At 31.9% G+C, this 24,719-nt stretch carries 15 protein-coding genes; 7 read left to right on the forward strand and 8 right to left on the reverse strand.

What is annotated here, in order from left to right; translation table 11 throughout:
* Positions 1-67: 67 nt before the first annotated feature.
* Both Spiro2_RS09490 and Spiro2_RS09495 read right to left on the reverse strand, forming a co-directional pair.
* The gene (locus Spiro2_RS09490) at positions 68-2,239 is read right to left on the reverse strand and encodes a 3-hydroxyacyl-CoA dehydrogenase NAD-binding domain-containing protein (protein WP_338635539.1); all 2,172 of its coding nucleotides are present in this window, start codon (positions 2,237-2,239) and stop codon (positions 68-70) included.
* A gap of 26 nt (positions 2,240-2,265) precedes the next feature.
* Entirely contained in the window at positions 2,266-3,600 is a 1,335-nt protein-coding gene (locus Spiro2_RS09495; RefSeq protein WP_338635540.1) for a thiolase family protein, read from the reverse strand.
* 194 nt (positions 3,601-3,794) lie between these two features.
* On the opposite strand from Spiro2_RS09495, the gene Spiro2_RS09500 reads away from it, so the two are divergent.
* Positions 3,795-4,508, forward strand: a complete 714-nt coding sequence (locus tag Spiro2_RS09500; protein ID WP_338635541.1) for a YebC/PmpR family DNA-binding transcriptional regulator — start codon at positions 3,795-3,797, stop codon at positions 4,506-4,508.
* Between the two features lie 24 nt (positions 4,509-4,532).
* Positions 4,533-6,269, forward strand: a complete 1,737-nt coding sequence (locus Spiro2_RS09505; RefSeq protein ID WP_338635542.1) for a M14 family metallopeptidase — start codon at positions 4,533-4,535, stop codon at positions 6,267-6,269.
* Between the two features lie 12 nt (positions 6,270-6,281).
* Here Spiro2_RS09505 and Spiro2_RS09510 read toward each other — a convergent pair whose 3' ends face one another.
* The 5 genes from Spiro2_RS09510 to Spiro2_RS09530 all read right to left on the reverse strand — a co-directional run bounded on the left by Spiro2_RS09510 (position 6,282) and on the right by Spiro2_RS09530 (position 14,664).
* Positions 6,282-6,740 (reverse strand): hypothetical protein, encoded by a 459-nt coding sequence (locus Spiro2_RS09510; protein ID WP_338635543.1) that lies wholly within the window; start codon positions 6,738-6,740, stop codon positions 6,282-6,284.
* Positions 6,741-6,750: 10 nt separating this feature from the next.
* Positions 6,751-8,598 (reverse strand): tetratricopeptide repeat protein, encoded by a 1,848-nt coding sequence (locus Spiro2_RS09515; RefSeq protein ID WP_338635544.1) that lies wholly within the window; start codon positions 8,596-8,598, stop codon positions 6,751-6,753.
* Between the two features lie 25 nt (positions 8,599-8,623).
* Positions 8,624-11,101, reverse strand: coding sequence for a Mur ligase family protein (locus tag Spiro2_RS09520; RefSeq protein WP_338635545.1), 2,478 nt, complete (start codon positions 11,099-11,101; stop codon positions 8,624-8,626).
* A gap of 18 nt (positions 11,102-11,119) precedes the next feature.
* Complete coding sequence (locus Spiro2_RS09525) at positions 11,120-14,047, reverse strand: hypothetical protein (RefSeq protein WP_338635546.1); 2,928 nt, start codon at positions 14,045-14,047, stop codon at positions 11,120-11,122.
* 86 nt (positions 14,048-14,133) lie between these two features.
* Positions 14,134-14,664 carry a rhodanese-like domain-containing protein gene (locus tag Spiro2_RS09530; RefSeq protein WP_338635547.1) on the reverse strand — a complete coding sequence of 177 codons (531 nt, stop codon included), beginning with the start codon at positions 14,662-14,664 and terminating at the stop codon, positions 14,134-14,136.
* 127 nt (positions 14,665-14,791) lie between these two features.
* Here Spiro2_RS09530 and Spiro2_RS09535 point away from each other — a divergent pair, with 127 nt between their 5' ends.
* The 5 genes from Spiro2_RS09535 (at position 14,792) to rpoD (ending at position 24,239) form a co-directional block, all read left to right on the forward strand.
* Positions 14,792-15,796 (forward strand): alpha/beta hydrolase, encoded by a 1,005-nt coding sequence (locus Spiro2_RS09535; protein ID WP_338635548.1) that lies wholly within the window; start codon positions 14,792-14,794, stop codon positions 15,794-15,796.
* Between the two features lie 8 nt (positions 15,797-15,804).
* The gene (locus Spiro2_RS09540; protein ID WP_338635549.1) at positions 15,805-18,105 is read left to right on the forward strand and encodes an AsmA family protein; all 2,301 of its coding nucleotides are present in this window, start codon (positions 15,805-15,807) and stop codon (positions 18,103-18,105) included.
* Positions 18,106-18,214: 109 nt separating this feature from the next.
* Positions 18,215-18,412 (forward strand): 30S ribosomal protein S21, encoded by a 198-nt coding sequence (gene rpsU, locus Spiro2_RS09545; RefSeq protein WP_338635550.1) that lies wholly within the window; start codon positions 18,215-18,217, stop codon positions 18,410-18,412.
* A 159-nt stretch (positions 18,413-18,571) separates the two neighbouring features.
* Positions 18,572-21,649, forward strand: a complete 3,078-nt coding sequence (locus Spiro2_RS09550) for a toprim domain-containing protein (protein WP_338635551.1) — start codon at positions 18,572-18,574, stop codon at positions 21,647-21,649.
* A gap of 88 nt (positions 21,650-21,737) precedes the next feature.
* Positions 21,738-24,239: an RNA polymerase sigma factor RpoD gene (gene rpoD / locus Spiro2_RS09555; RefSeq protein ID WP_338635552.1), complete on the forward strand. Its 2,502-nt coding sequence runs from the start codon at positions 21,738-21,740 to the stop codon at positions 24,237-24,239.
* Here the strand turns inward: rpoD and Spiro2_RS09560 are convergent, their stop codons facing one another.
* Positions 24,240-24,647 carry a dihydroneopterin aldolase gene (locus Spiro2_RS09560; RefSeq protein ID WP_338635553.1) on the reverse strand — a complete coding sequence of 136 codons (408 nt, stop codon included), beginning with the start codon at positions 24,645-24,647 and terminating at the stop codon, positions 24,240-24,242.
* Positions 24,648-24,719 lie beyond the last annotated feature (72 nt).

Genomic DNA, 24,719 nt, shown 5'->3' on the forward strand with positions numbered 1-24,719 from the left:
CCGTCTACATATTAGTATAAAAAAAGATTCTTGTAATTTTATGATAAATAAACCAAAGCACCCCTCCCTACGCATCCCAATAATGCGCCGGCTCAAAACGCTTGCCATATTTTTTGCTCAGTTCTTTTAGCTTTTCTTTTACATTTTTCTTACCCAAAACTTTGGCGTAATGAAACGGTTCACCAAGAAATGGCGGAAAACCCAAGCCAAATATCGCACCCAAATCACCATCGTCTTCGGAACGAATTATTTTTTCATCAAAACAACGCGCGGCTTCATTTAAAAATACATACACGCAACGATCAACAATGTCTTGCAAATCAAAATTTACACGTTCTGTGGCAAAGTTATTATAAATCGAAGAATCAGGTTTATCTTTTTTACCATTTTCATAAACATAAAAACCTTTATTATTTTTGCGCCCCTTACGTCCTTCTGTAGAAATAGAATCAATTTCATTTGGAACCTTAAGTCGATCAGAAAATGCATTATTTAGCACTTTAATAATATGCTCTCCTACATCAATCCCCACTTCATCGAGTAAAGTAATAGGACCAACAGGCATACCAAATTTTTCGAGTGCGTTATCAACATCTTCAATTCTTGCACCTTCTGCAACAATATTTAACGCTTCTGCAATTTGAAAAGCAAGAATGCGTGTCGTGTAAAAACCTGGACCATCGCCCACAACAATAATCTGTTTGCCCATTATAGATGCCAAATCAAACACAGCCGACGCCGCCACGGGCGAGGTTTTTTCACTAGTAATAATTTCGACAAGAGGCATTTTAGGTACAGGCGAAAAAAAGTGCATACCCACAACATTTTCTGGCTTTTTTGCCTTTGCTGCAATACTCGCAATTGGCAAACTACTGGTATTGGTTGCAAAAATAAAATTTGAATTGGGAATAATTTCTTCACATTTTTTTAAAACATCATGCTTTATTTTTAAATCTTCAAAAACTGCTTCAATCACAATTGCCGAAGTTTTTAGTGCAGAATAATTTAACGATGGGCTTACACGATAAATTTTTGAATCTCGCTCAAACCACTTTAAACGTTTTTTCTTAAAACGATCTTCAAAGTAACTACTGACTGATTTTAACCCGCGTTGCAGTCCGCCAGATTCTCTGTCAATCATCACCGCCCGAATACTTTTGTCAGCAAGAACAGTAGCAATTCCACTTCCCATTAAACCAGCACCCAAAACACCCACCGACGCACTACCAAGCTCAAGCGGTGCAGTGTAATCGCGCATTGCAGTTTCTTGCACTTGTTTTGAATATGGATTTTTCTTGGCAGCAGTCATAATTCTAAATACATGCACCAAAGAGCGACTTTCTTCGCTCACCACTAGCTCACCAAACAGTTTTGCTTCAAGCTTTAATCCTTTTTCAATCGGCATTTCAACGCCACACATCACACTTTCTAGCGCTTTTAGAGGTGCGGGATACTTACCCTTAGTGCTTTTCATGATCATGCTACGACTTTGTTTTGAAATCACAAAGCGACCTAGAGGATTGCCCTCTAATGCAATCTTTTGCATATCAAACTGACCTTGCATTGAAGAAACAATGCCTAAAGAAGAAGGTAACAGTCTTTTTTTATTTTTATTTTGCTTGCACATGGCAATCGCTTTTTCTAATAGCTGATTGTCTGGCACAAGATCATCCACTAAGCCAAGCTTTAATGCTTTTTTTCCATCAACTTTTTTACCGGTTAAAATTAAATCTAAGGCAGGAGCAATACCGATTAATCGCGGCAACCTTTGTGTTCCGCCGCCGCCTGGTAATATTCCCAATTGCACCTCAGGCAAACCCAGTTGCGTGCTACGATGCGTGGTACAAATTCTGTAATGACATGCTAAAGATAATTCTAAACCACCACCCAAACATGTCCCATGAATTGCGGCAATTGTTGGAACTTTAGAATTTGCAAAGTAACCAACAATGCGATGAAGTTCTTGACTTGCCGTTTCGCCAGCTTGTTGGCTTGTAAACGTATCAAAAATAGAAATGTCAGCTCCAGCAGCAAAACAATTTTTCTTTGATGATGTAACAACAACGCCTTGTAATTTTTCATAAGAAAAAATTTTTGGCAGATTTTCATCCAAATCTTCTAATAAAGGAACAGTAAAACTATTAACAGCTTTGCTTTCATCATTCATATCTATAATACAAATATCATCACGCATCGAAAAATGCAGAATTTTAGACTTAGAAGTTAAATTTAGCACCATTTTGTCGTCCTCGTTTATTAAAAAATTTATAACTTTGACTCTAGCAAAACAGCCATACCCATACCACCGGCGGCACAAACAGCGACAACTGCGTATTTGGCATTTTTTCTTTTTGCTATGCGTAATGCATTGCCAATAAGTCGCGCTCCTGTTGCACCAAACGGATGCCCAATTGCAATTGCACCACCTTGAATATTTAATTTTTCTGGAGGAATGACACCAAACACGGGCATGCCTAATTTTTCTTTGCAAAATGTTTCATTATTCATGCAATCCAAACAACTTAACACCTGTCCGGCAAAGGCTTCATGAATTTCATAAACACCAACGTCATCTTTTTTAAGATTATTTCGTTTTAACAATTGCGGAATTGCATAAGCAGGACCTATTAAAAGCTGATCATTAGGATCAACTGCCACAGTGACAAAATCTAACACGTAGCCTAAAGTTGGAAGTTTTTTTTCTGCAACATAAGACTCGCTTGCAAGCAACACAGCAGCTGCACCATCAGTCAATGGGCTTGCATTGCCCGCGGTGATTGTTCCATTTTTTCTATCAAACACAGGTTTTAATTTTGCCAATGATTCTAATGAAGAATCTGCTCTCACCATATTATCTTTATCAACAAAAATACTTTTATCTTTACCAGACCAAACAGGAATAATTTCATCGTTAAAATAGCTTGATTCTGCTGCTTTTGCAGCATTATTATGACTTTTAAATGCAAGATCGTCTTGTCTTGCACGAGAAATATTATTTTTTACAGCCATAATTTCTGCATGTTCACCCATTGTTAAACCTGTAAAAGGCTCTGCAAGCGCTGGGGCTTTCGGCAAAAACCATTTTGGGCTTACAGATGCAATGAGAGAAAGTCTTTCTTTTAAAGAACGCGCGCGTGACATTTTGGTTAAAAATCGTCTTGCTTCATCAGAAAAAGGAATTGGAACATCCGATAAAACCTCAACTCCTCCAGCTAAAACAAGAGCATTTTTACCAAGTAAAATTCGATCACACGCAATTTCTACAGTTTGTAACGACGACGTGCAGGCTTTATTTAAAGTAAACCCTGCAATATTTGTTGGCAGCCCAGAAAACAACACAATTTCTCTTGCCAAGTTTGCGTTTTTTGTTTGAGGAATCACCACACCCCAAATGCATTCGTCAATATCACTTGCCTCTACTCCTGTTCGAGCAATAATCTCGCTTGCCACGCGCAAACTTAATGATAGTGCGGTTTCTTGTTCAAATACTCCAAAAGATTTTACAAACGGAGTTCTTAGAGTACTAATAACAGCAACTCGTGCTCCTTTTGCGCTATTGCTTTTTTTAAAATTTTGCTCTTGGCTCTCGTTAATGACCATTCTGCACCTCGCTTTTGATTAATTCAAAATCTACTAAAATAATGTTTCATAGAGTAACAGAATATTTAAAAAAAAGCATACTCTTTCCATTCACAGTACAAAATGGTAAATCACAAGCAGCTTTAACGCATATGAATGTATGTGAAAGCAAAAAGCTTAGTGATAAAAAATTTGTATAGATCAAGGAATCATTTATGGGACGTCACAATACAATTGCTGGTCGCATGGCATCAAGTGCTGCGGCAAAGGCAAGACTTTTTACAAAACTCGCGCGGGAAATTATGGTTGCTGCTCGATCTGGAAGCGACATCAATACAAACTCAGCCTTACGAACTGCGGTAAACAAAGCAAAAGATAACAGCATGCCTAAAGACAACATCGAACGAGCCATTAAAAAAGGGTCGGGCGAAATGACAGGAATGAGTTTTGAGGAGATCACATACGAAGGCTATGGACCTAATGGCTCTGCAATTATGGTTGAAGTTTTAACAGACAACAGAAATCGCACTCATCCAGAACTGAGAAGAATTTTTCAAAAGCATGGTGGCAATTTGGGAGAAATGGGTGTCGTTGCTTGGATTTTTAAAAAACGTGGTGTTTTTGTTGTTGATGTTAATAAAGTATCTGAAGATAAAATAATGGAAATTGCACTCGATGCAGGAGCAGAAGACATCGAAACCAACGACGGTTTTTCAACTATTTATAGTGAAGTGCCTTATTTTAATCAACTTCGCGAAGCACTTATTACGGCAGAAATTCCATTTGAAAAAGCGGGACTTGAGCTTATTCCCGATAATTTTGTAAATTTAAAAGACGAACAAGCTAGACAAGCATTAGAACTTATAGATAAACTTGAAGAACATGATGATGTTCAAAATGTTTATCATAATTTTGAGATTGAAGAATAATTATTGTTAACTTGCGGAGATTTTATGGATGATTTTCTTTTTTCAAAGCAGTATTTAAACTACAACGAAATGTTATCTGAAATAGAAAATCTCTGCAAAAAATTTCCTAAAAATATATTTTTTGAAAAAATAATTATTGGAAAAACAATAGAACAAAGAGATATTTTAGCAATTAGAGTTTACCCACAAGGGCAAAATTGCATTCAACCAACTGTATGGATTGATGCAAATATGCATGCCACAGAGTTCATAGGAACGAATGTTGTTCTTGCTCATATTTATAATTTAATTGAGAAGCTTCATCAAAAAGTAAAAAAATTTTTTACAGTCAATTACATATTTGTTCCTAGAATTTGTCCAGATGGTGTCGAACAGTATTTTACAGAAGGCAAACGCAATCGAAGCAATGCACGCGACAAAAGACATTCAAGCGAAATAGGCTCTCATTGGAATCGATGTTGTTTAGTTAAAAAACCTGTGCGCGATAACAATGTCCAATTTCTTAAAAATCCAAATAGAGTTGGTTTAATGCGCAAAAAAAATGATGCTGGTATTTGGACTTACGATAAAAAATATCCTCAATTATTGCGTCGTAAAGAACTTGGTGATACAGGGCCATTTTATGATATTTATCCCGAAGGCATGATAGAAAATTATGATGGATTTAATATTCCTGCTGCAAACATTGTTGCAGAGAATGAGGTTGATCTCAATCGTAACTTTCCTGTAGAATGGAGCCCCTGTTACATAGAAAATATGAGTGGAAAATACCCTCTTTCCGAAACAGAAAGTCACTCTATTGTTACGTTTGCTGCAAAAATTCCACAAATTTATTTTTGGCTTAATTATCATACTTTTGGTGGCGTGTATATTCGACCACCAGAATCTCAAGATGACAGTTGTTTATCTATTGGTGATCGAAGCGTTTATTTAACCATAGACAAAAAGCTCGAAGAGATTACGGGTTATCCTGCTGTTTCCGGACATAAAGAATTTACATATTTACCAGGAAAACCACTACCAGGATGTTTAACATCCTACTCATACCATGCGCATGGTGCTTTTAGTTACGTTTGCGAACTATGGGATTTACCAGCAAGAATTGATCGCACAGAACGTCCTTTTATGATGAGGTACAATAATTGGAATACCAAAGAATGGCGATCAATTTTTGAATACGACCAAAAATTTAATAATAGTATTTTGTTTGGTAGCGAATATTTATCGTATGAACACAGTCAAATAGGAGCAGTGGAAATATTTGATTTTCCTTCGGCATTTGGAATCAATAATCCGCCAAAACAATTAATTAAAGATGTTATTGAAAAACAACTTCCGGTATTAGAGTTGATTGTTGACTTATCCCCACAAATCAAAATTGATGCCGAAATTATAAATAAATCTTCTGAACACATTAATTTTTTACATCTCACTATTGCAAATACTGGATTTTTACCAACTTGGATTAGTGATGCCAAAACAAATGCACAAGGTTCAAAAAAAATAATTATTCAAATTACAGATACAAAAAACGCTGAAATAATAGGAGAAAACGTTTTTTTATTAACAGAATTATCTGGCTATCTCCAACTTGTTAACGGCTGGATTCACAGCCCAGATAACGGAACAGTTCATTGTACAAGCAAAACTATAAAAATTCCATTTTTAGCTTTAAATAAAGAATCAGATGTTGAAATAAATATTAAAGTAACGTTTCCAAATCTTGGAGAGTATTTAAAAACCGTAAATTTTAAGTTATAAATTTTAAAAATATTATTTATTTATAATATCTTCTTCATCAATCCATTCATTAAATCCCTGTTTTCTTAGGGCTTCAATAATAGACGAACGTTCTGTGACAATCATTTCTCTTTCACAAAATTTATTATCCAAATATCCACGATGATCATCATAGGGATTACAAATTGCTAGTCGATACTCTTCTAATGGAGCGGCTCCTACACTCATCAAATCATCAAAATTTTCTAAACTTACTTCAGAAAAATCAAATCTTAATTGCGAAGCAGGAATATAGGGTAAATTATGCGAGCGAGCAAGACATCTTGCAAGAGTCGATTCATCAACATAATACAAATCAAGTAAGGCATCTGCTACAGATAATTTCCAGTTTTCAGCAAACTTCGTTACAATTATCCAGTCTACTTTATCGATTTTAACTTCGTAAGAAAGGACTTCAAATAATTTAGGCAATATAAAAGAACTTTTATTCATATAAATTCCACTATGAGTTGGTTTGATATTTTTGTTTTTCAATAATTTTTTTAACTTCTAAAATTTTAACATTAATTGATTTTGATATTTTAACAATTTCTTGATCTGATTCAATTTGGTATGGAAGCAAATTTTCTAAAAGTCTATTTGCTTCATAAAAATTATTTAATGACTCATTGTACATTTCATCTTTAAATTGAGCCATTGCCAAATGATACATAATAACTGGTTCTTCTGGTTCATACTTTAATGCTTCATTTAAATACCGTAATGAGTTAGAAATATCATTTTTTTGGTAATACAACCATCCTAATGAATCCAAGTAAAATCCATTTTGAGGATCTATAGATATTGCTTTAAGTAGAACTTTTTTTGCATAATCTAGCTTTTCATTTTTTTCAATTAATGAATACCCTAAAAAATTTAAACCATCTGCATAATTTGGCCATTTTGATGCAATTTTTTCTGCTAAAGTAATAGCAGCATCTTTAGACTCTGTGTACTTAATATATTCTGCTTTCTTTAAATATAACTCCCGTGCATTAGGTTTTTTATTAATTGCGTAATTTAAAATACCTAATGCTTCATCATATTTAGAAAAATATGCTAATATATTCGCTTTAAAAATACTATCTTCTACCAAATTATTTTTTGAAATTTCAAATTTTTTAATACTATCTAGCGCATCCATTTTATTTTTAGAATTAATTTGAATAAGAATAATCCCTTTTCTTGACTCTTGATATAATGAACTATTTTCTGGAACTTCGCTTAAATATTTTAGAGCCTCTTGAAAGCTTCTTAATCCTTGACTACAAAGAGCCAAATAATATTTAATGTGAGGATCTGCATAATTCATAGAATCAAGAGTTAATAATCTCTTTTTTGCACCTTCATAATCTTTATTTACTAGTAAAATACGTGCAATTTGAAATGAAAATTCCGGAGGAAATGGAACATGCTCATCAGAACTCGATTCTAATTTCAATAAAATTGATAAAGCTTCTTGAATTTTTTTCTGATACAGTAAAATATTAACATAATTTTGAGCGTTTAAATTATTATCAAGTTCTTTCTCAAATGCTAGTTTAAAATATTTTTCTGCTTCTTTATAATTTTTTTGTTGCTGTTCAATTTTTGCAATAATTGATATTATTTCTACATTATCAGAATCTATTAAATAAGCGCTCTTAGCATAATTTAAAGATTTTTTATAATTTTTCTCATTAAAATAAAGCTCAGAAAGACTTAATATTACACTCGTTGATTTAGGATGCTTTAATAAAAATTTTTCTAATATTTTTTTTGATCCTTTATTAATATTTAATGCATACTTTACAACAATGGTTTCATTAGAAGGAAATTTTTTATACGCACTTTCTAAGGTTTTAACTAAAGATTTTTGATCATTTTTGAGAAAGTAAATATTAGCTAAAGATAGCTCAACATCTGGATTTTTTTGAAACAAAACTGTAAGTTTTAAAGCAATATCAAGAGCCTCATCATATTCTTTTAAGTTAACTAGACAATTTACTAAACTAAGTCCACCTGTTAAATTTTTAGAGGAAAAAAAGTTAATTAAATAAAGCTTTTTTGCTATTTCAAATTCTTTTTTTTCTTCAAAAATTTTACCTAAAAGAAAAGCTTCATCAGATTCCGCTTCAGTTATGCGACTTGCCTCAAAGTCATGCAAAATACGAGTAATACGCATATTTACATAAGATGAACTATTTTTATCAATATTTTCTCGAGTGCTACCTATATTTTTAGCAACTTCAAATTTATTTGTTTGACATGCCGATACAAGATATACCAAAATAAAAATATAAAAATACAACTCAGATCTTAAGGACGACATAATCTTTTCCCTACTCAATTACATTTTACAGTTCTCTTGCAAAACGAAGCGGAATACCATCAAACGAACCGCTTGACATAAATACTATCGTATCACCAGGAGTAACTCTAAGTTTAAGTGCTTCAAGCAATTTTTCATTGTCGTCAAAATACCGCGCATTTTTACCACACGCTTTTGCAACAGCGGCGCCATCTAACACATCGTCTTGTTTCATACGCATATCTTGCGGTACCTTACCAAGAAAAATTTCATCTGCATGAAAAAAGCTTTTACTCAATTGTTCTTGAAGCACTCTTCTTCGCATTGTAGCATTTCTTGGATCAAAACAAGCAATTAGTTTTCCTTTTTTTCCAACACTCTCCATATAACTACGAAAAGCAGCAAGAGTCGTTACAATTGCTGTGGGATGGTGCGCAAAATCATCAAATACTGTAATATTATTCTTTTCTCTCAATAGCTCAAACCTTCTCTTGACCCCTTTAAATGTTTTCATAGCCTTGCAAATTTTTAAATAAAATGAAGTGTTATCTTTAAATTTTGGAATACTCATATTTAAATTATCATCAATAGAGTCAAGTAAATTATCGGCATGCAAAATAGCTAAGGCAGCAATAGAGTTTAATGCATTATGGTGACCAAAAACTTGTGTTTTAAATTTTAAATTTTTTCCGTTTGGCTTAATACAATGAACTTCAATTCCGTCTGCCAACGTTTTATAAGTTTTGAGTTGCCAAAAAGATATTCCTTTCTTTTTTACCTTTTTTGAACCAAAACCAATTACTTGTGCCCCAGATTTTATTGCAATACGATAGGCGCGTTCATCATCAAAATTTGCAATGACAATGCCGTCTCTTTCTTTTGTTAGTTTTGCAAGTCTTAAAAACTCATCTTCAATAGCTTCTACATTTGGGTAAATGTCGGCATGATCAAATTCGATATTATTAATTAAACAAATCTTGGGCTCGTAATGTAAAAATTTTAGGTTGTCAAAAAAAGCGGAATCGTATTCATCACCTTCTAGCACAAATAGATCTTTAGATTTTAAAGCAAATCCTGCTTTAAAGTTTGCGGGTCTCCCTCCAATTAAAAATGAAGGTTTTTTTTCTATGCTTGTTAACAGATGAGTCACTAAACTGCTTGTCGTCGTTTTACCATGCGTTCCACTAATAATAATATTTCTACTTTTTGATAAAAAATATTTTCTTAGTGCACTTGGAAAACTTAACATTGGTATTGTTTTAGAAAGTATTTCTTCTAGCTCATCGTTCTTTTTTAAAGACGCACTCAATCGACTTACCACATTGGCTAAAATAATTGCCTCGGGTTGATGTTTAGTTATATTTTCTGCAGAAAAACCAACATCTGGCTTAATTCCCAAATCCGCTATGACTTTATCCATTGGCGGGTAAATTGGATTATCACTTCCAGTAACTTTATAACCAGCAGCTTTAAACAAACCTGATACTTGCGCCATTCCGGTACCACCAATTCCTGTCATATGAATTTTAATATTTAATTTATTTTCATCAAAAATTTTACGGCAAAATAGTTCAGAATGAAAACTAGAAGAAATCATATTTGTATGAATTGGCTTATTTGTAATGGTCACTTCAATTTTATTATTGTTTAGAATAATACTAACTTTACCCTTAGAAACAAGGGGAAAACAAAATTGATCATGACCAAATATCGGTAAGTCAACAATTGGTATATTGATTTTTTTTGTAAATATTTCGAGCAAAAGTTTTTTATCTAACGGTTTTTCATTGGAATCTAAGCAACCAGAAAATGTTCCAAGAACAACTGCTATTGTATTTTTTAAAAATCCCGAATTAATGAGTGAATCAATTTTTCTAATTATTTTATATAAGTGCTCATTACATTCTTCTATAAATAAAATATTTTTTTCTGGTAAATTAAGGTATCGAATTGATGCAAAACTTTCAGCCAAGCTTAAATTTAAAGGTATACATATTCCCTCAATTTTTTTAGGCATATTAGCAAATAGCTGTGTTCCAAAAACATAATCATTAAACTGAGAATTCAACAGTTCAAATAAACATTTTCTATCTATACTTTGACCATTAAATAAATTATTAGAATATGCATTTAGAGCATGAATATATGTGAAGTTAGGATAACGTAAAGTTAAATAATTGCCTAAAAAAGAGTTATCAGAAAAACCCACCATTATTTTATCTGAAATTACCGGAGGTAACATATTTTCTAAAAACGGAACTAATTCTGTGCACCCCATACCGCCTCGGGCTGCAAATAATATTGGAAATTTTCTCATAGTTAACGCATAACTTAATAAAGCAGATCTCTCTAATACTGGAGAAGCAGTAACACCATCTAATGCGGCTTGATTTGGTAAAATTTCTGTAACTTCAAACCCCATTTCTTGAAATTTTTTTATTCTATCTTGTTTCTCTGATTCAGAAATTTTTAACTTCCCAGAAGGATGAATTATAGCAATATGATTTTTTTTACTTCCATCCATTTCATTCCCCTATTTAACTTATTCTTTAATATTGTTTATTTTAAAGGTTAAGCTTTTTTTATTTTTTTGAGACTGTGACCACAATACAATCCGAGCATAAGAAATTGAATCTAAAGTATCAAATTGAGACCGCAGTTCATTTTCAATTTTTGGTTTTATCAAATCCAAAGATACAGATTCTAAATTATCACAAGAAAAAATAAAAATAGATTTATTTTTATCTAAACCATAACAAAACGCCGTATTTTTTGTAGAATCCTTTATTGTTAATGAAGAAGTTTCTATTTTATTTCCAACTTCTACCTGACAAGTAACTGTATCTGTAGGACTAACACCATTAATATTAAAAATAAATTCGCTTTTTTCTGACAGTTTATTAATTACACTAACACCATTTAAAAAAACCTTATACTTAAACAAATCATTTTTTAATTCTGTAAAAGCCTTACATAAATAATCATTACTGTTTTTATTTTTTAAACTTACAGACAGAAATGAACCTATTGTATTTATTTTATTATCATTAATAAAAGTAGATGCAATATTTTTTGGCTGATTTAAAAATAGATCGAAAATATTTTTTGAATTATAATTCACTTCCACAAATTTTTCATTATTTTTATAGTAAAAATTTAACATAAAATTTAAATTTTTACTAATTTCCAAATTTCTTTTAATTAAAATATTAACTTTTCTATCGCTATCAATTTTAACTTTAGAAAAGGTGATAGTTTTTTTAAATTTACTGTCTATAATATTATTTGCATCATTACTAAAACTCTTAGCTAACGTTTTAACTAAATTTTTTTCTAATTTTTTTAGCCCCTTGGTGTATGAAATATTTGTTCCATTATTAACTCTAATAATACAATAATCTTCTTTTTTATTAAGATCAAAATTAAATTCATAATATGAATATTTTTCACCACTTAATTTCTCAATTAAATTCTTAGAAACAATTTGTGGATTATCTTTTTTAAAATCAAAATACATTTCTGATGTATTGTTATTTTCAAGTATAAAATTTGTGGATAAATAAAAATTTTGAGGGTCTTTAGCTATTACATAACATTTTTGACTACCATCAGCTAAATCAACCAACCCAGAATCATAAATAATAGGTCTTACATTAGGAAGATAAAACTTTATTTTAGATTTATAAAAACTATCAGTACTATTTTCAAAAACTTTAATGTTTAAATAAAATTCTGGAATATCAAGATAATCTACAGGCTTATTATTTTCTAGATAAGCTTTAACTTTATATAATTCATTATAGCTTATATTTAAAAAAATGTTTTCATGAGCATCAATAAAACATATATTTTTAGTTATTTCAAAATTATCTTCACTAGAAATAGAGCAATTTATATCTTTTAATGATTGTAATTTCTTTTTTGAAATTACAAATTCATGCGTACCTTTATTTAAATCTACTAAAAACTCTTTTTTAATCCAATTTGGAGCATTATCTTCACTATCTCTAATAAAAAGAGATGATGCACCTATAAAATTTTTATCCAAAACAGAACCAGCAACAATACATGTAATATATTTTGCTTTACCAGCTAACTTAAAAAAATTACTATTTCTAAAAATCGGCTCTTCTTTATTATCTGTATACCAATATACATTATACATTGCATAATTATTAATTTCTTTTGGGTATACACATTCAAGAACTTTATCGTCTCCAACCATACGGAGACTAATTTTTGAGGATACTATTTCAAATTCAGCTTCATTATTATCATTATTATAAACTATTAATTCTTTCTTAAAAACCTCACTACCAACTTCTAAAGATAATATTATCTTATCTGAAACAAATAATTTTTTAAATTCATCTGTAATAGTTATATTAATTTTTACATTTTCATTTTTTACTTGATCTGAATTTTTTATAATTGAACAAGAAATATTGTCATTTCCTAAACAGCTCCAATTAACTTCATTTTCTGGTAAATTTAAGTTAGTTTTAAAATCAAGAACCTTTTGACTTTCATTTTTTTTAAAACCAATTTGTGATAAGCCATAAATTTCTAAAAACTCACTATTAATATAAAATTTATCAGATTTTCCATTATTATTTTCACATCTATACTCTTGATGCAGTTCAATATATTTTTTTGGCAATATTTTCTCTTTAAAATCAAAAATTTTGTTATTATTTTTGTACCATGTTGTTTTATTGTTTGGATTAAAAATAAAATCATTACTTTCACAAATAAAGTATTTATCAAAAAAATTGTTACTAAAAACTAATTTTGGTGGGATATTTTTTAAGTCTAAATCTTCTTCAAAATTTTTAACGACAAACTGTACACCTGTACTTTTGATAATTTTTTTTTCTTCTTTGATTCCTATAGTTAAATTAAAAATTTTATATTTTTCATTACCTATAATATTTTTAATCTTTTTTAAATCAAAATTATTTTCATTCAAATTCCTCAAAGTTCCTGTTTCTTTATCAATAATTTTACAAAATTCTATTTCAAAATCTGTATTTGCGCTGCTTTCACAAAAATAATAACTGTTCTGAGATTTTTTGCCAAGATAATCAGATATAGAAAAATCAAATACAGAAGATGTTGTATAAATTTCTATGCCAGGTGCGCTATTTGGTGTATTACTAAAATTAGAAAAATTTTGATAGGTTTGAACTTTTTTAAAAAAAAGGCCATCATATAATATTGTTTCGCAAGTAATATAAGGAAATTTTTGTGCCAAAGAAAAATCAATTTCTTTAGTACCTACAAGCATTTCTCTTTTTTTGTCAATATCTCTAATAATCCATTTTTTTTGAAAAATGGATACGTTATCTTTTTTATCTTTAATTTCGCAACTTAATTTTTTATTCTCATAATTTGCTGATATCTCAATATATGAATGATTAGGATAACTGTTATTATCAAAATAATATATATTTGGATTGACAAATGCCATTCTCAAAGTTCTTTCACAAAGAGATTACTAGCTTTAACAAACAAATTTAAAACTCAGTCAATTCATATTTTTAAATTTTTTAAAGTTTAGTACCTTGGCACAGACGTGTCCACAAACAAACTATAAGCATCAATACCGCCTTGTAAACTTCTCGCATTGACAACTCCATTTTCTCTTAAATACAGCACTGCATTCATTGAACGTAAACCATGATGGCATACTACAACAACACATTCCATATTTTTAGACCATTGCACCATTTCCTCAAAGTTTTGTTCGGTCAATAACAACGAATTGGGAATTTTCGCAACATCAAACTCCCACTCTTCCCGCACATCAATAATCAAAATTTTTGCATTTCTTTTTTTCATGATAGCAAGTTCACTAACAGTGATTTCAGATTTGTGCATGTCCTCTAAACCCTCATTTAGCGCTTCCATCATAGCTTGAGGATCTTTTGCATGTTTAATTGCCACTTGCTCAATTGTTTCATGAGGTTCATAACCACATTGCGCACAGCCGCCAACATGAAATTTGCTGTGCAAAAGCGACCTTGCAAAAGGAAAAAATGTTTCAACATCTTTCATTGTGGCCATGAGGCTAAATTTGTTTTCCATAGAATTTTTCTCCCTATAAAAAAAGATAACAGTGAAACATGGTGCCCCCATTTGTTTCAGTAACATGAATGGATATAATCTAAACCAAGTCATGTTAATACTGTTTTTTAACTTGGAGAGACATTACATGTATGCAATTGAAACATGGGTCGCAGCCCGTCTCAATAAAATTCAATGGGCAAAGTTTGAAGGCAGTGGTCGCAGGTATTTTACAACAAATAAACTGCATGATGTTTCAGTTACCTTTTATGAAATTCCACTTTCAACAGGGCCTAGCACAGCTTTTTTATCTGTACCAAGGGGTATTGCCAGTGCGCAAAACTCTTTAGTTATTTTAATGCACGGGTTTGGAGACGATTGCTCCTATCCCCTGCTTCACTGGACCAAACTCCTAAATGCCAACGGTTTATCGGTGCTTTCGTTTGATTGGGACGGCCATGGGGTTAGCAGTTCTTCAATCTTAGACTTTCAGCAAGCAACACGAAGTCTGCCTCTTTTGATATATAGGCTATTTGGTGAAGAAGGCGGTTCTGGATTGAGCGCAAAGCGCGCCGGGCCATCCTGTTTTTTAATGGGATTTTCAATGGGCGCGTCCTATGCACTCATCGCGTCCACTCGCCACGATGTAGCAAAAAATATAGATGGCGTTATTGCCGTTTCACCAGCCCTAAATATTAGTTCTTCTACTAAATCAACTGGTGAACTTATTAATAACTTGTACCCTTCTGCTTGGTTTAAAGACTTTGTCAACAAATTTGCATATTATGGGCTTGATGGAATTTTTCCAGCTACAGGTTCTTTAGCACGCAAATCATTTCCATTAAGAATGAGAACCGCAATTGATTATGTTGACCAAGTCAAACGTTTTGTAAATGAAACGTTTGTAAAAAGGCGTATTTTAAGAGAAGTTAAGGTACCTGTTCTTTGGATGCATGGAATGCGCGATCGCATTGCCCCTTACTCTTCTGCAGCATCACTAATGATGGAAATACCCTCTGCTTTTTTTGCGCATAACGACGAAAAAAGAGGACACGTAAGAATGGCTTTTTCCGATCAAATTCCTAAATATTGTTCAACTTTTATCAGACAATGCTACGAATCAAAAGAAAATATTACAAATTTTAATAGGTAGGATTATTAGTGAGTACTCAAAACAAGTGGATTATTGGTATATTTGCATTTGTAATTTCTATAATATTAATTCTTATTGCATTACCTTTTTTAATAAATTTTAATAAATTTAAGCCGCAAATTCAAAATTTAGTCTCCGAAAAAATCAATGCCAAAATTGATTTTACTTCGGCAGAACTTACTATTTTTTCTGGATTAGGAATTGAACTAAAAAACGTAACAGTTACAAATAATGATGAAGTATTTTTAGGCACAGAACTTTTTAAGGTAAAAAATTTAAAATTTAAAACTGATTTTTTTGCTTTAATACAAAGACGATTAGTTGGAAAAATAGAAATTAATAATCCAGAAATTAATTTCATGAGATATACAAACAATAACAATATAACGAGTTTAATAAAAAAACAAACTAAAAAAGAAAATGATTTTTATAAAAAAGAAAAAAATATTGATGAAAATATCTCAACCAAAGATTTTAAAAAAAGCTTTATAGGAGTAGCGATTGTAAAATCTTTTATAGTTCGTAATGCAAATATTCATGCATATAACATATCTGGCGTAAATGAAAGAGAAGTATTTAATATTAAAAATCTTAACTTAAACATTTCAAATATTGGTATATCTAAAAACACCAATGTTGAATTGTCTACAAATATTGACGCTAAAAGTGAAGACTTTTTTGCCAAAGGATTAGTAACATTAAAACTTGTTATCAACACCGAACTTGATGGTTTTAGTTGGAAAAATTCTTTATTTAACGGTAATTTAAATTTTGATAACTTAGACTTAAATTTTCGCGATGCATTTGTTAAAAAGAAATCCGTTCCTTTTCAATTGGCGTTTTCTGGTATTGGAGGACCTTTTGGCATTTCTCTTGATAATTTTAAATTAAATTTAAAATCATTAAATACTAACGCTAAAATCAATATTAATGGATTTGAAAAACTTGATTCTGATATTTTTGTATCAGTAACATCTAATAATCTTTCTGATTTGGGAGATATTCTTCCACAACATAAAAAACTTTTAATCAATGCGACATTAGACTTTAAAGCAAGAATGATTGGTTTGCTAACACAACCTGAGTCGGCAATTACAAATATTGATTTAAAATCCAAATTAACAAACTCAGATATTAATCTAAATTTTGCCTCTAATTCAATCAAACCACTTATTGGTTCTTTAAAAATTAAAAGCCAAAATTTAAACTTAAATCAAATTATTAAACCTTTTATATCTAAAAATGTGGTTATAGAAAAGAAAGAAGTTTTAAAAACACCTCCTAATTCAAACATTCCTAAAACAACTTTTAATGAAGAATTTACTATTACAGATAATGATAAAAAATATTTAAATGGCGCGAATTTTAATACAAATATATCTATTTCAAAAATGATTTATGATGATTTTGAACTCAATGATTTTGCACTTATTGCTCAAGTTAAAAATTACAATGCGACATTAAATAAGTTAAGCATGAATATATTTTCCGGAAATTTAAACTCAACTGCAAATGTTCAATTAGACTCTTCTCCTATTACTTTTACGGGAAATTTAAATTTAGTTAATGCAAAAATTGAAAACATATTTAAAACAATCAAATTAAATACAGACAAAAGCCCTATCGAAGGGCTTGTAGACATAAAAATGGATTTTAATGGCAAAGGAATTACACGCCCTATAATTTCTAAAACATTAAATGCTAAAGGGACGTTCGGATTTCAAGACGGCGTCTTAAACACTAAAAGTTTAACATCTCTTGCTGGGCAGCAATTTAATCAATTTATTGCAAGCTCCTCGGCAAGCGCTTTAAATCTCGATACAGAAGCCCTAAAACGGCTCACGTTTAGAGAAGACAACAATACAAAACGCAACTTAAAAAATCTAAAAGGCAATTTTGAAGTTAAAGAAGGCAAACTTCTCATTCGCAATCATATCAATAGCGATGATGGCATGCTTCATCTGCGTGCTGACGTCGGGTTAGATGAAAGTTTGCATGGTACGGCAGACTACATTGCTAGCAACAAGGTTAAAGAACAGCTTATTGCTCAAAGCAGGTATGCAAAATTCTTTTTTAATGAAAAAGGCGAATTTGAACTCAACATTATTTTGAGTGGTACCATTTCCGATCCACAAGTTCGAATCAATACCGCTACACTACAGGCACGACTTGCAAGCAATGCCTCCCGAGAATTTAAAACGAAGATTAACGAAGAACTCAAAAAAAATGCAGAAATTCAAAAACTTAAAGAGGACGCAAAAAAACTACTCCAGCAAAATGGCATCAATCTTAAAAAGCTAGGGTTTTAGCCATTAATTTGCACTTCCCACTTGTCTTCATACCCGTTTTAAGTTACGACCTTGATTCCGATTGCAATGACAATCGGATAATATTTATAAGAAGGGGGGTGATTACTTTATGCCAGTCGTTAAAATTAAAGAAGGAGAAACCTTTGAAAGCGCTATGCGTCGTTTCAAGAAGCAATGCGAAAAAGCAGGTATCTTATCTGAAATCCGTAAACGCGAGCATTACGAAAAACCCTCTGTTAAAATCAAGAGAAAGCGTATGGCTGCCCGGAAGCGTGCACTCAAGAAGCAAAAGAAGCTACTATCGTAATTTTGCATAGTTGAGAGTTCGAATCACTTGTTAAAGGAGAGCTTCGTTTCTATCGCGGACTCTCCTTTTTCAGTCATCACCATTTGCGTCAATATATCAATTTTATTAGAATTTTTGGAGCCAATGTAGACTCCATATTATATTTATGAGGGTTTATTTTTGAGACTTCGTAAGAACTCAATTCAAAATCTCATACAGTCTATATCACTGCATGAACACCTCAAGCGTTACATGGAAATAAAACGCACAGGAAATCATGCTGTCGCAAAATGCCCTTTTCATCCCGATTCCAATCCAAGTCTCTACATTTACGAAGACAACTATCATTGTTTTGCATGTAAGGCGCACGGCACTATTATTGACTACGAAATGCACAGAACTGGATATGGATTTCGAGAAGTGGTTTTACAACTGTCAGAGCAATACAATATTCACCTTGAATTTGAAGAGGCTCAGCCAAATGAGCAAAAATCAAACTCAAATATTGAATTTTTCGAGAAATCAAACAAATTATTAGATTATATGTTAGAAATTTTTAATAAAAATTTTAAAAATTTTCACGCAAACATTAAAAATTTTAATAATATTCAATTAGAAAAATTAATTCATTTTTTTTTAGACAGCGGTATAGAAATTGGTTTTACAGGTATACATTCTGAAAGCGAGCCATTAAAAGAAAATGAACATATTAAATCTTTAATTCCAGAAGATTTATCAGAACGCTTTGCTTTTCCAATGTATAAAGAAAATGGAAAAATTAGTGGATTTGCATATTCTTCTAAATTCACTAAAATTATTTCAGATAGCAATCCCAATTCAATAGAATTGTTAATTCACAATATCTCAAATACCCTACAAGTTATAACTCCTTTTTCAAAATCAACATTAAGCTGCTTACATTGGCAAAAAGCACGTACAAGCGCTTCGCAAACAAGAGAGCTCTTTATAACCACAAATTTTTGTGACTTTAACACACTTAAAAATTTACAAATTGATAATGTTATTTTTTGTTTACACAATAAACTTGACGCATTTTTATTAAAAATCTTGCAAAAGAGAGTGACAACAATTTATATTGTCATGACACAAAATAATTACAACTTTAAATTTTTATGGCAAATTTTTAATGAAATAACTCCTTTTTTTGATATTATAATTAATTTTGGTTTTTTTCCTGAAAATCCAGGAGATATAAATTCTAATAATATAAAAAATTGGTTAAATAGTAAATTTTCACCTGTATACTTAGAAGTTACAGAATACTTTCTAAAAAAGTCACCGGCGCCCGATAAACTTTCTATTTTTAAAAAACATTTACTACCAATTGTATTACGCAATAAAAATTCTTCCAGAAGCGATTTTATTCTTAACAATATTGCAAATAAACAATTTCAATCGTCAAAAAATATATTTTTTAGTTATCAAAACAATTTAATTAAAAAACACCAAGAATTTTCATATACAATTAATAGTGAAATTTCTCAAAAAAATGATGATTTAAAACCAAAAAATGAAGCACCAGAGTTAGAAAAAAACAATAAATTATACAAAAATATTATGCAAAAAACTACAGTTTTTTACCATAATGCTTTGCTTTCAGAAATTCCTTATGCAATTGAGGCAAGAGAATATCTGTTTGATCGTGGTTTTAACTTAGATGATATAAAAAAATGGTTAATTGGAGTTTGCCCAATTAATAATCTTTTATCATTAAAAGCAGAAAATAAAGCAGCTCCAGCTAACACTTTACTTGAACTCGGTTTAATAAAAAATAGTAAATTAAACAATAGATATTATGATTTCTTTTACAACAGAATCATTATTCCTATTTTTAATCACGATAACCAGGTAGTTGCTTTATCAGGTAGAGTTTTTTCTAAAAAAGAAACTTCTATAAAAGATATACCCAAATACATTAATTCACCTGAAACACAAATTTTTTCAAAGTCAAATATTTTATTTAATTTCAACAAAGCGTTACAAGCAATCGTAAGTCTCGGTTACGTTATAGTGGTTGAAGGTTACATGGACTGTATAACCCTAGTGAATCACGGCATTACAAATACTGTTGCTGTCATGGGAACAAGTTTAACTCACGCTCATATCGATTGCCTTGCTAAAATTACAAAAAGAATAATTTTATGCTTTGACTCTGATAAAGCAGGACAAAACGCCGCCAAGCGAAGTTTTGTAATAGGATATCCCTATCTTGATATTGATTTAGAATATCTTTCTATTCCTGGGGAAAAAGATCCAGATGCCTTTATCAAAAAGTATGGTCATGAGGAGTTTTTATCCCTTATCCCACAATCTATTCCACTACTTCATCAATTTTGTTCATGGTTGTTTGAAGAAGCGCAAAGTAACTTAGAAGTATTTTTTAAACTTATTAAAGAACAAATATTACCAGTTATCCTACAAAATAAAAATTTCAATTGCCAAGAAGATTCGCTCACTTTTTTATGTGACAAATATTTTCAAAACCTTTATCCTCATGATCTTAGAAAAGAGATGGCTGCAGTGAGCACAACGCATCCCAAAAGCTATTTTCCTGAGACGCAAAGTAAAATAAGTGCTCAAACATGTGAAAACTGGCCTGTACATTCTGTATTAGAAGTTAAAATTCTTTTATCGCTTGTTTTTGCTAGGTTTAATGAGCTACCAATCCGCTTGCAAAATGTGGCTCAAGGGCTTACTAGCCAAGAAGAGGCTAACGAAAGAATTTGCGCTATAGCACTCAATAAACAAATGAGTGAAGCAAGTTTTTCGATTTTGTTAGAATTACTATCTACAATGATAGAAAACCCATGTCTTTCTATCATTGAACTCGAAACCAATATGCGGCCTCAGATGTCGCATCACGCGAATATTTTAATAGGCTATGCAAATGCTGAGGCTAAACTTTTATTTCAATATAACCTACAGGAATTATTAAAAGAAAGCTTGCCTGCAGCCGTTTCCATGGTATCATTTAAGAACATTTGGGACTTAAAAAATTCTGGCTTTCTGAGGTTTCAGTTGCGAAACATTAAGTTAACCTCGCAAAGAGGAATTCTTTCTGCATTTATTGCTGAGACTTTACTTCACTTAGAACTCGAATATATTGATAACGCTCTTAAGGCGCGTTCGAGTGTCCACTTTGATCATGAAATAGATAAACAATTTCATGATCTTGCAAAAGAAAGGGAGAGGCGTCGTAAAGAATTTGGTTCTTTTGAATCTTTTAATTTGCAATAAACGTAAAAATATTTAAGAGTAATAAGTTTACACTATTCAAATGTTATGAATAGGTTTTTGTTTTGTGATTCTTGGGGGTTTTTAAAATATGACGAATTCCAAGTCAAAGTCTGCAACAGTTGGTGGCCAGAAACGTGCCTCTGAATCCACTTATAAAGAAAAATCCACAAGTTCAAAACCAGTGAAAAAAGTGGAAAAAAGCTCCCCAAAAACACAGAATGTAACAAAAACTGGGGGAGTAAAAGCGTCAAAAAAAGATAGCTCTCAAAGTATAAAAAAGCAACCTCAAGAAAAGCTTTCAGAGGCTGTATCAAAAAACGATACTCAACCAGAAAAGACAACAAAAAAAGTTACTCCCATAAAGGCAGAAAAAGAGAAAAAAGCCGCTGCGCCTAAAACCGTGAACCGTAACGCCAACGAAAAATCAATCAAACCTAAACCAGATGTTACTAAAAAAGGTGGCAAACAAAATGCACCTTTAGTTCAATCAGATACAACAATTGCCTCAATTGCCACTGCTGCTAGCAAAACAACTCCTGTCAAAGCAGCAAGCGCTAAAGCAACCAACAATACCGCTACAAAAAAGAAAACAAGCAAAGAAGAAAATGTTAAAAATACGCCGCATGATACACTGGCAAAAGGTATAAAAAATTCTAAAGCGCCAGAAACAAATTCTGCTTTAGCTGAAAAAGCAATTTTAACAAGTGTAAAGTCAAAAGATAAAAAATCAAAATCAAGTAGCAGCGCAAGCGGAAATGCAACAGCTTCAGCACATAAAGAAAAAGATTCCAAACTCAATACTTCGCAAGAAACAAAAGAAAAAGATGTTCTTGCTGCAGTGGCTTCTAAAAAGAAAGAGGCACCAGCAACTAAACAAGATCTTGGTAAAAAAGCTGCAAAACAAACAAAACAAGTTAAAGCAGCAGACGAAGAAGAAGACTCATTTGAAGAGGCTTCTATCGATGAAGATATTGATGATTTTAACCTCGATGAAGAAGAAGATATTATTGGCGACGTTGATATTGAAGCTGATGATGTCACAACTTTACCAGAAGATGATTTTCTTGCTGCAGAAGAATTTGGGGCAGATCTTGGCGGCGAAGAAGAAGAGCTTGATGCCTCTGCTCGCAGTAACGATCCTGTCCGTGTTTATTTAAGAAAAATGGGTCAAGTTGCTCTGCTATCTCGTGATGGCGAAGTTGAAATTGCCAAAAAAATTGAAAACGAAGAAAACAAATTGCTTGAACACCTTGTATCACTGCGCATTGGTATCAACCACATGTGTGATATTGGTCAAAAGTTTATTGATGGAATCATAAAAGCCAAAAACCTTGTTAAGGGCTTTGACGACGAACAAGATCAAGCCAATGACGAAGGACAATCTCAACGCGTCCGAGTTCTTGTTGAAAGCTTTATGAAACTAGCTAAAACAGTCGTTGAAATTGAAGACAAATATGGTTTGCAAGGGCTCGATAAACTTTCTGCACATGAACGTGAAATTTTATTAGAAGCGCGTCAACAAATGTTTGAAATAGTTAAAGAAATAAATATCAATCGCCGTATCATTCAGCAAATTGTGACAGAACTAGACACCCATGCTAAAAGTGTTTCAGACTGCATGAAAGAAGTTAACAAAGTTAAAGTAAGAACTCGCTTAGATGAAGCAAGACTTGCTGCATACTGCCACAACAATGCAACAAGACCAATTGAAGTTAATTTTCTAACAGAAAGAGACTGGGAAAACTTTAAAAACACATACCTCTCTGCGCAAAATACCATCATTGCTAGCGAGCAAATGTGTTTTTTGAGCCGTAGTGAAATTGCAATCAAATACCAAGTGATTAACAATGCAAACCGCTTTGCAGAAGAAGCAAAACGAGAATTGATTGAAGCAAATTTGAGGCTTGTGGTTTCTATTGCTAAAAAATACATGAACCGTGGCTTACAGTTTCTTGATCTAATTCAAGAAGGCAACATCGGTCTTATGAAGGCTGTCGAAAAATTTGAATACCGCCGCGGTTATAAGTTTAGCACTTATGCAACATGGTGGATCCGCCAAGCCATTACCCGTGCTATTGCCGACCAAGCACGTACAATTCGTATTCCAGTGCATATGATTGAAACTATTAATAAAATGGTACGTACAAGCCGTCAGCTTGTGCAAGAAATGGGAAGAGAGCCAACCCCTGAAGAAATTGCACAACGCATGGATATGAGCATTGAAAAAGTGCGCAAGGTCATGAAAATCGCTCGAGAACCGATTTCTCTCGAAGCGCCAATTGGAGAAGAAGAAGACAACCATTACGGAGACTTTTTAGAAGACAAAGCACACGGTGCACCAATTGATATTGTTGCAAACCAAAGCTTGTCAGAACAAACAAAAAAAGTTCTTGCAACACTGACATCTCGAGAAGAGAAAGTTTTGCGTATGCGTTTTGGTATTGGCGAAAAAACCGACCACACCTTGGAAGAAGTGGGACAAAGCTTCGATGTCACTCGCGAACGCATTCGCCAAATTGAAGCAAAAGCGCTGCGTAAATTGCGTCACCCAAGTCGTTCCAAAAAGCTCAAAGCATTTATTGAAAGCTAATCAAGCTTCATAGTCTCTTTGAGCTTCAATTTTAATTTTGCCAGTAAAATCTTTTAAAGGGACATATCCTTTTTCAATAATAAGTTTAGCAGCAGCAATTTTAGGAAATTTTTCTCCAAGATCATTAAGAATTTGCTCTGCTAAATATTCAACCAATCCGACCCGATTTAGTGATTTAATTTTGTGTATTAAATGCTCAATAACATCGCCATAATCTACAGTTTGATTCAAATCATCAAACGTGTGCAAAAACTTAATTTTTATTGATAAATGTATTGTGACATTTTGCCCAATTCTTTTTTCAAGCTCATTTGCCCCAATATAAAGAAATGTTTTAATATCATTTATATGAATCCAACAGTATTCCTGTTTGTCTAATATATAATTTTCATTAAACTTATTTTCCATTTTTTGTTTCCTAATAGTTGGCTATCATAAAAAACGCAGATATAAATAAAACAGCGTCTTAATTTTCCCTTT

The sequence above is a fragment of the Spirobacillus cienkowskii genome (genome assembly GCF_037081835.1).
GTDB lineage: Bacteria > Bdellovibrionota_B > Oligoflexia > Silvanigrellales > Silvanigrellaceae > Silvanigrella > Silvanigrella cienkowskii.

What these genes read in the sequence shown, in the direction of transcription:
- Spiro2_RS09495 (WP_338635540.1), bottom strand. Translation starts at nt 3,600, where the DNA reads ATGGTCATTAACGAGAGCCAAGAGCAAAATTTTAAAAAAAGCAATAGC.
- Spiro2_RS09560 (WP_338635553.1), bottom strand. Translation starts at nt 24,647, where the DNA reads ATGGAAAATAAGTTTAATGAAAATTATATATTAGACAAACAGGAATAC.
- Spiro2_RS09500 (WP_338635541.1), top strand. Translation starts at nt 3,795, where the DNA reads ATGGGACGTCACAATACAATTGCTGGTCGCATGGCATCAAGTGCTGCG.
- rpoD (WP_338635552.1), top strand. Translation starts at nt 21,738, where the DNA reads ATGACGAATTCCAAGTCAAAGTCTGCAACAGTTGGTGGCCAGAAACGT.
- Spiro2_RS09525 (WP_338635546.1), bottom strand. Translation starts at nt 14,047, where the DNA reads ATGGCATTTGTCAATCCAAATATATATTATTTTGATAATAACAGTTAT.
- Spiro2_RS09510 (WP_338635543.1), bottom strand. Translation starts at nt 6,740, where the DNA reads ATGAATAAAAGTTCTTTTATATTGCCTAAATTATTTGAAGTCCTTTCT.
- Spiro2_RS09520 (WP_338635545.1), bottom strand. Translation starts at nt 11,101, where the DNA reads ATGGATGGAAGTAAAAAAAATCATATTGCTATAATTCATCCTTCTGGG.
- Spiro2_RS09530 (WP_338635547.1), bottom strand. Translation starts at nt 14,664, where the DNA reads ATGGAAAACAAATTTAGCCTCATGGCCACAATGAAAGATGTTGAAACA.
- Spiro2_RS09515 (WP_338635544.1), bottom strand. Translation starts at nt 8,598, where the DNA reads ATGTCGTCCTTAAGATCTGAGTTGTATTTTTATATTTTTATTTTGGTA.
- rpsU (WP_338635550.1), top strand. Translation starts at nt 18,215, where the DNA reads ATGCCAGTCGTTAAAATTAAAGAAGGAGAAACCTTTGAAAGCGCTATG.
- Spiro2_RS09490 (WP_338635539.1), bottom strand. Translation starts at nt 2,239, where the DNA reads ATGGTGCTAAATTTAACTTCTAAGTCTAAAATTCTGCATTTTTCGATG.
- Spiro2_RS09535 (WP_338635548.1), top strand. Translation starts at nt 14,792, where the DNA reads ATGTATGCAATTGAAACATGGGTCGCAGCCCGTCTCAATAAAATTCAA.
- Spiro2_RS09505 (WP_338635542.1), top strand. Translation starts at nt 4,533, where the DNA reads ATGGATGATTTTCTTTTTTCAAAGCAGTATTTAAACTACAACGAAATG.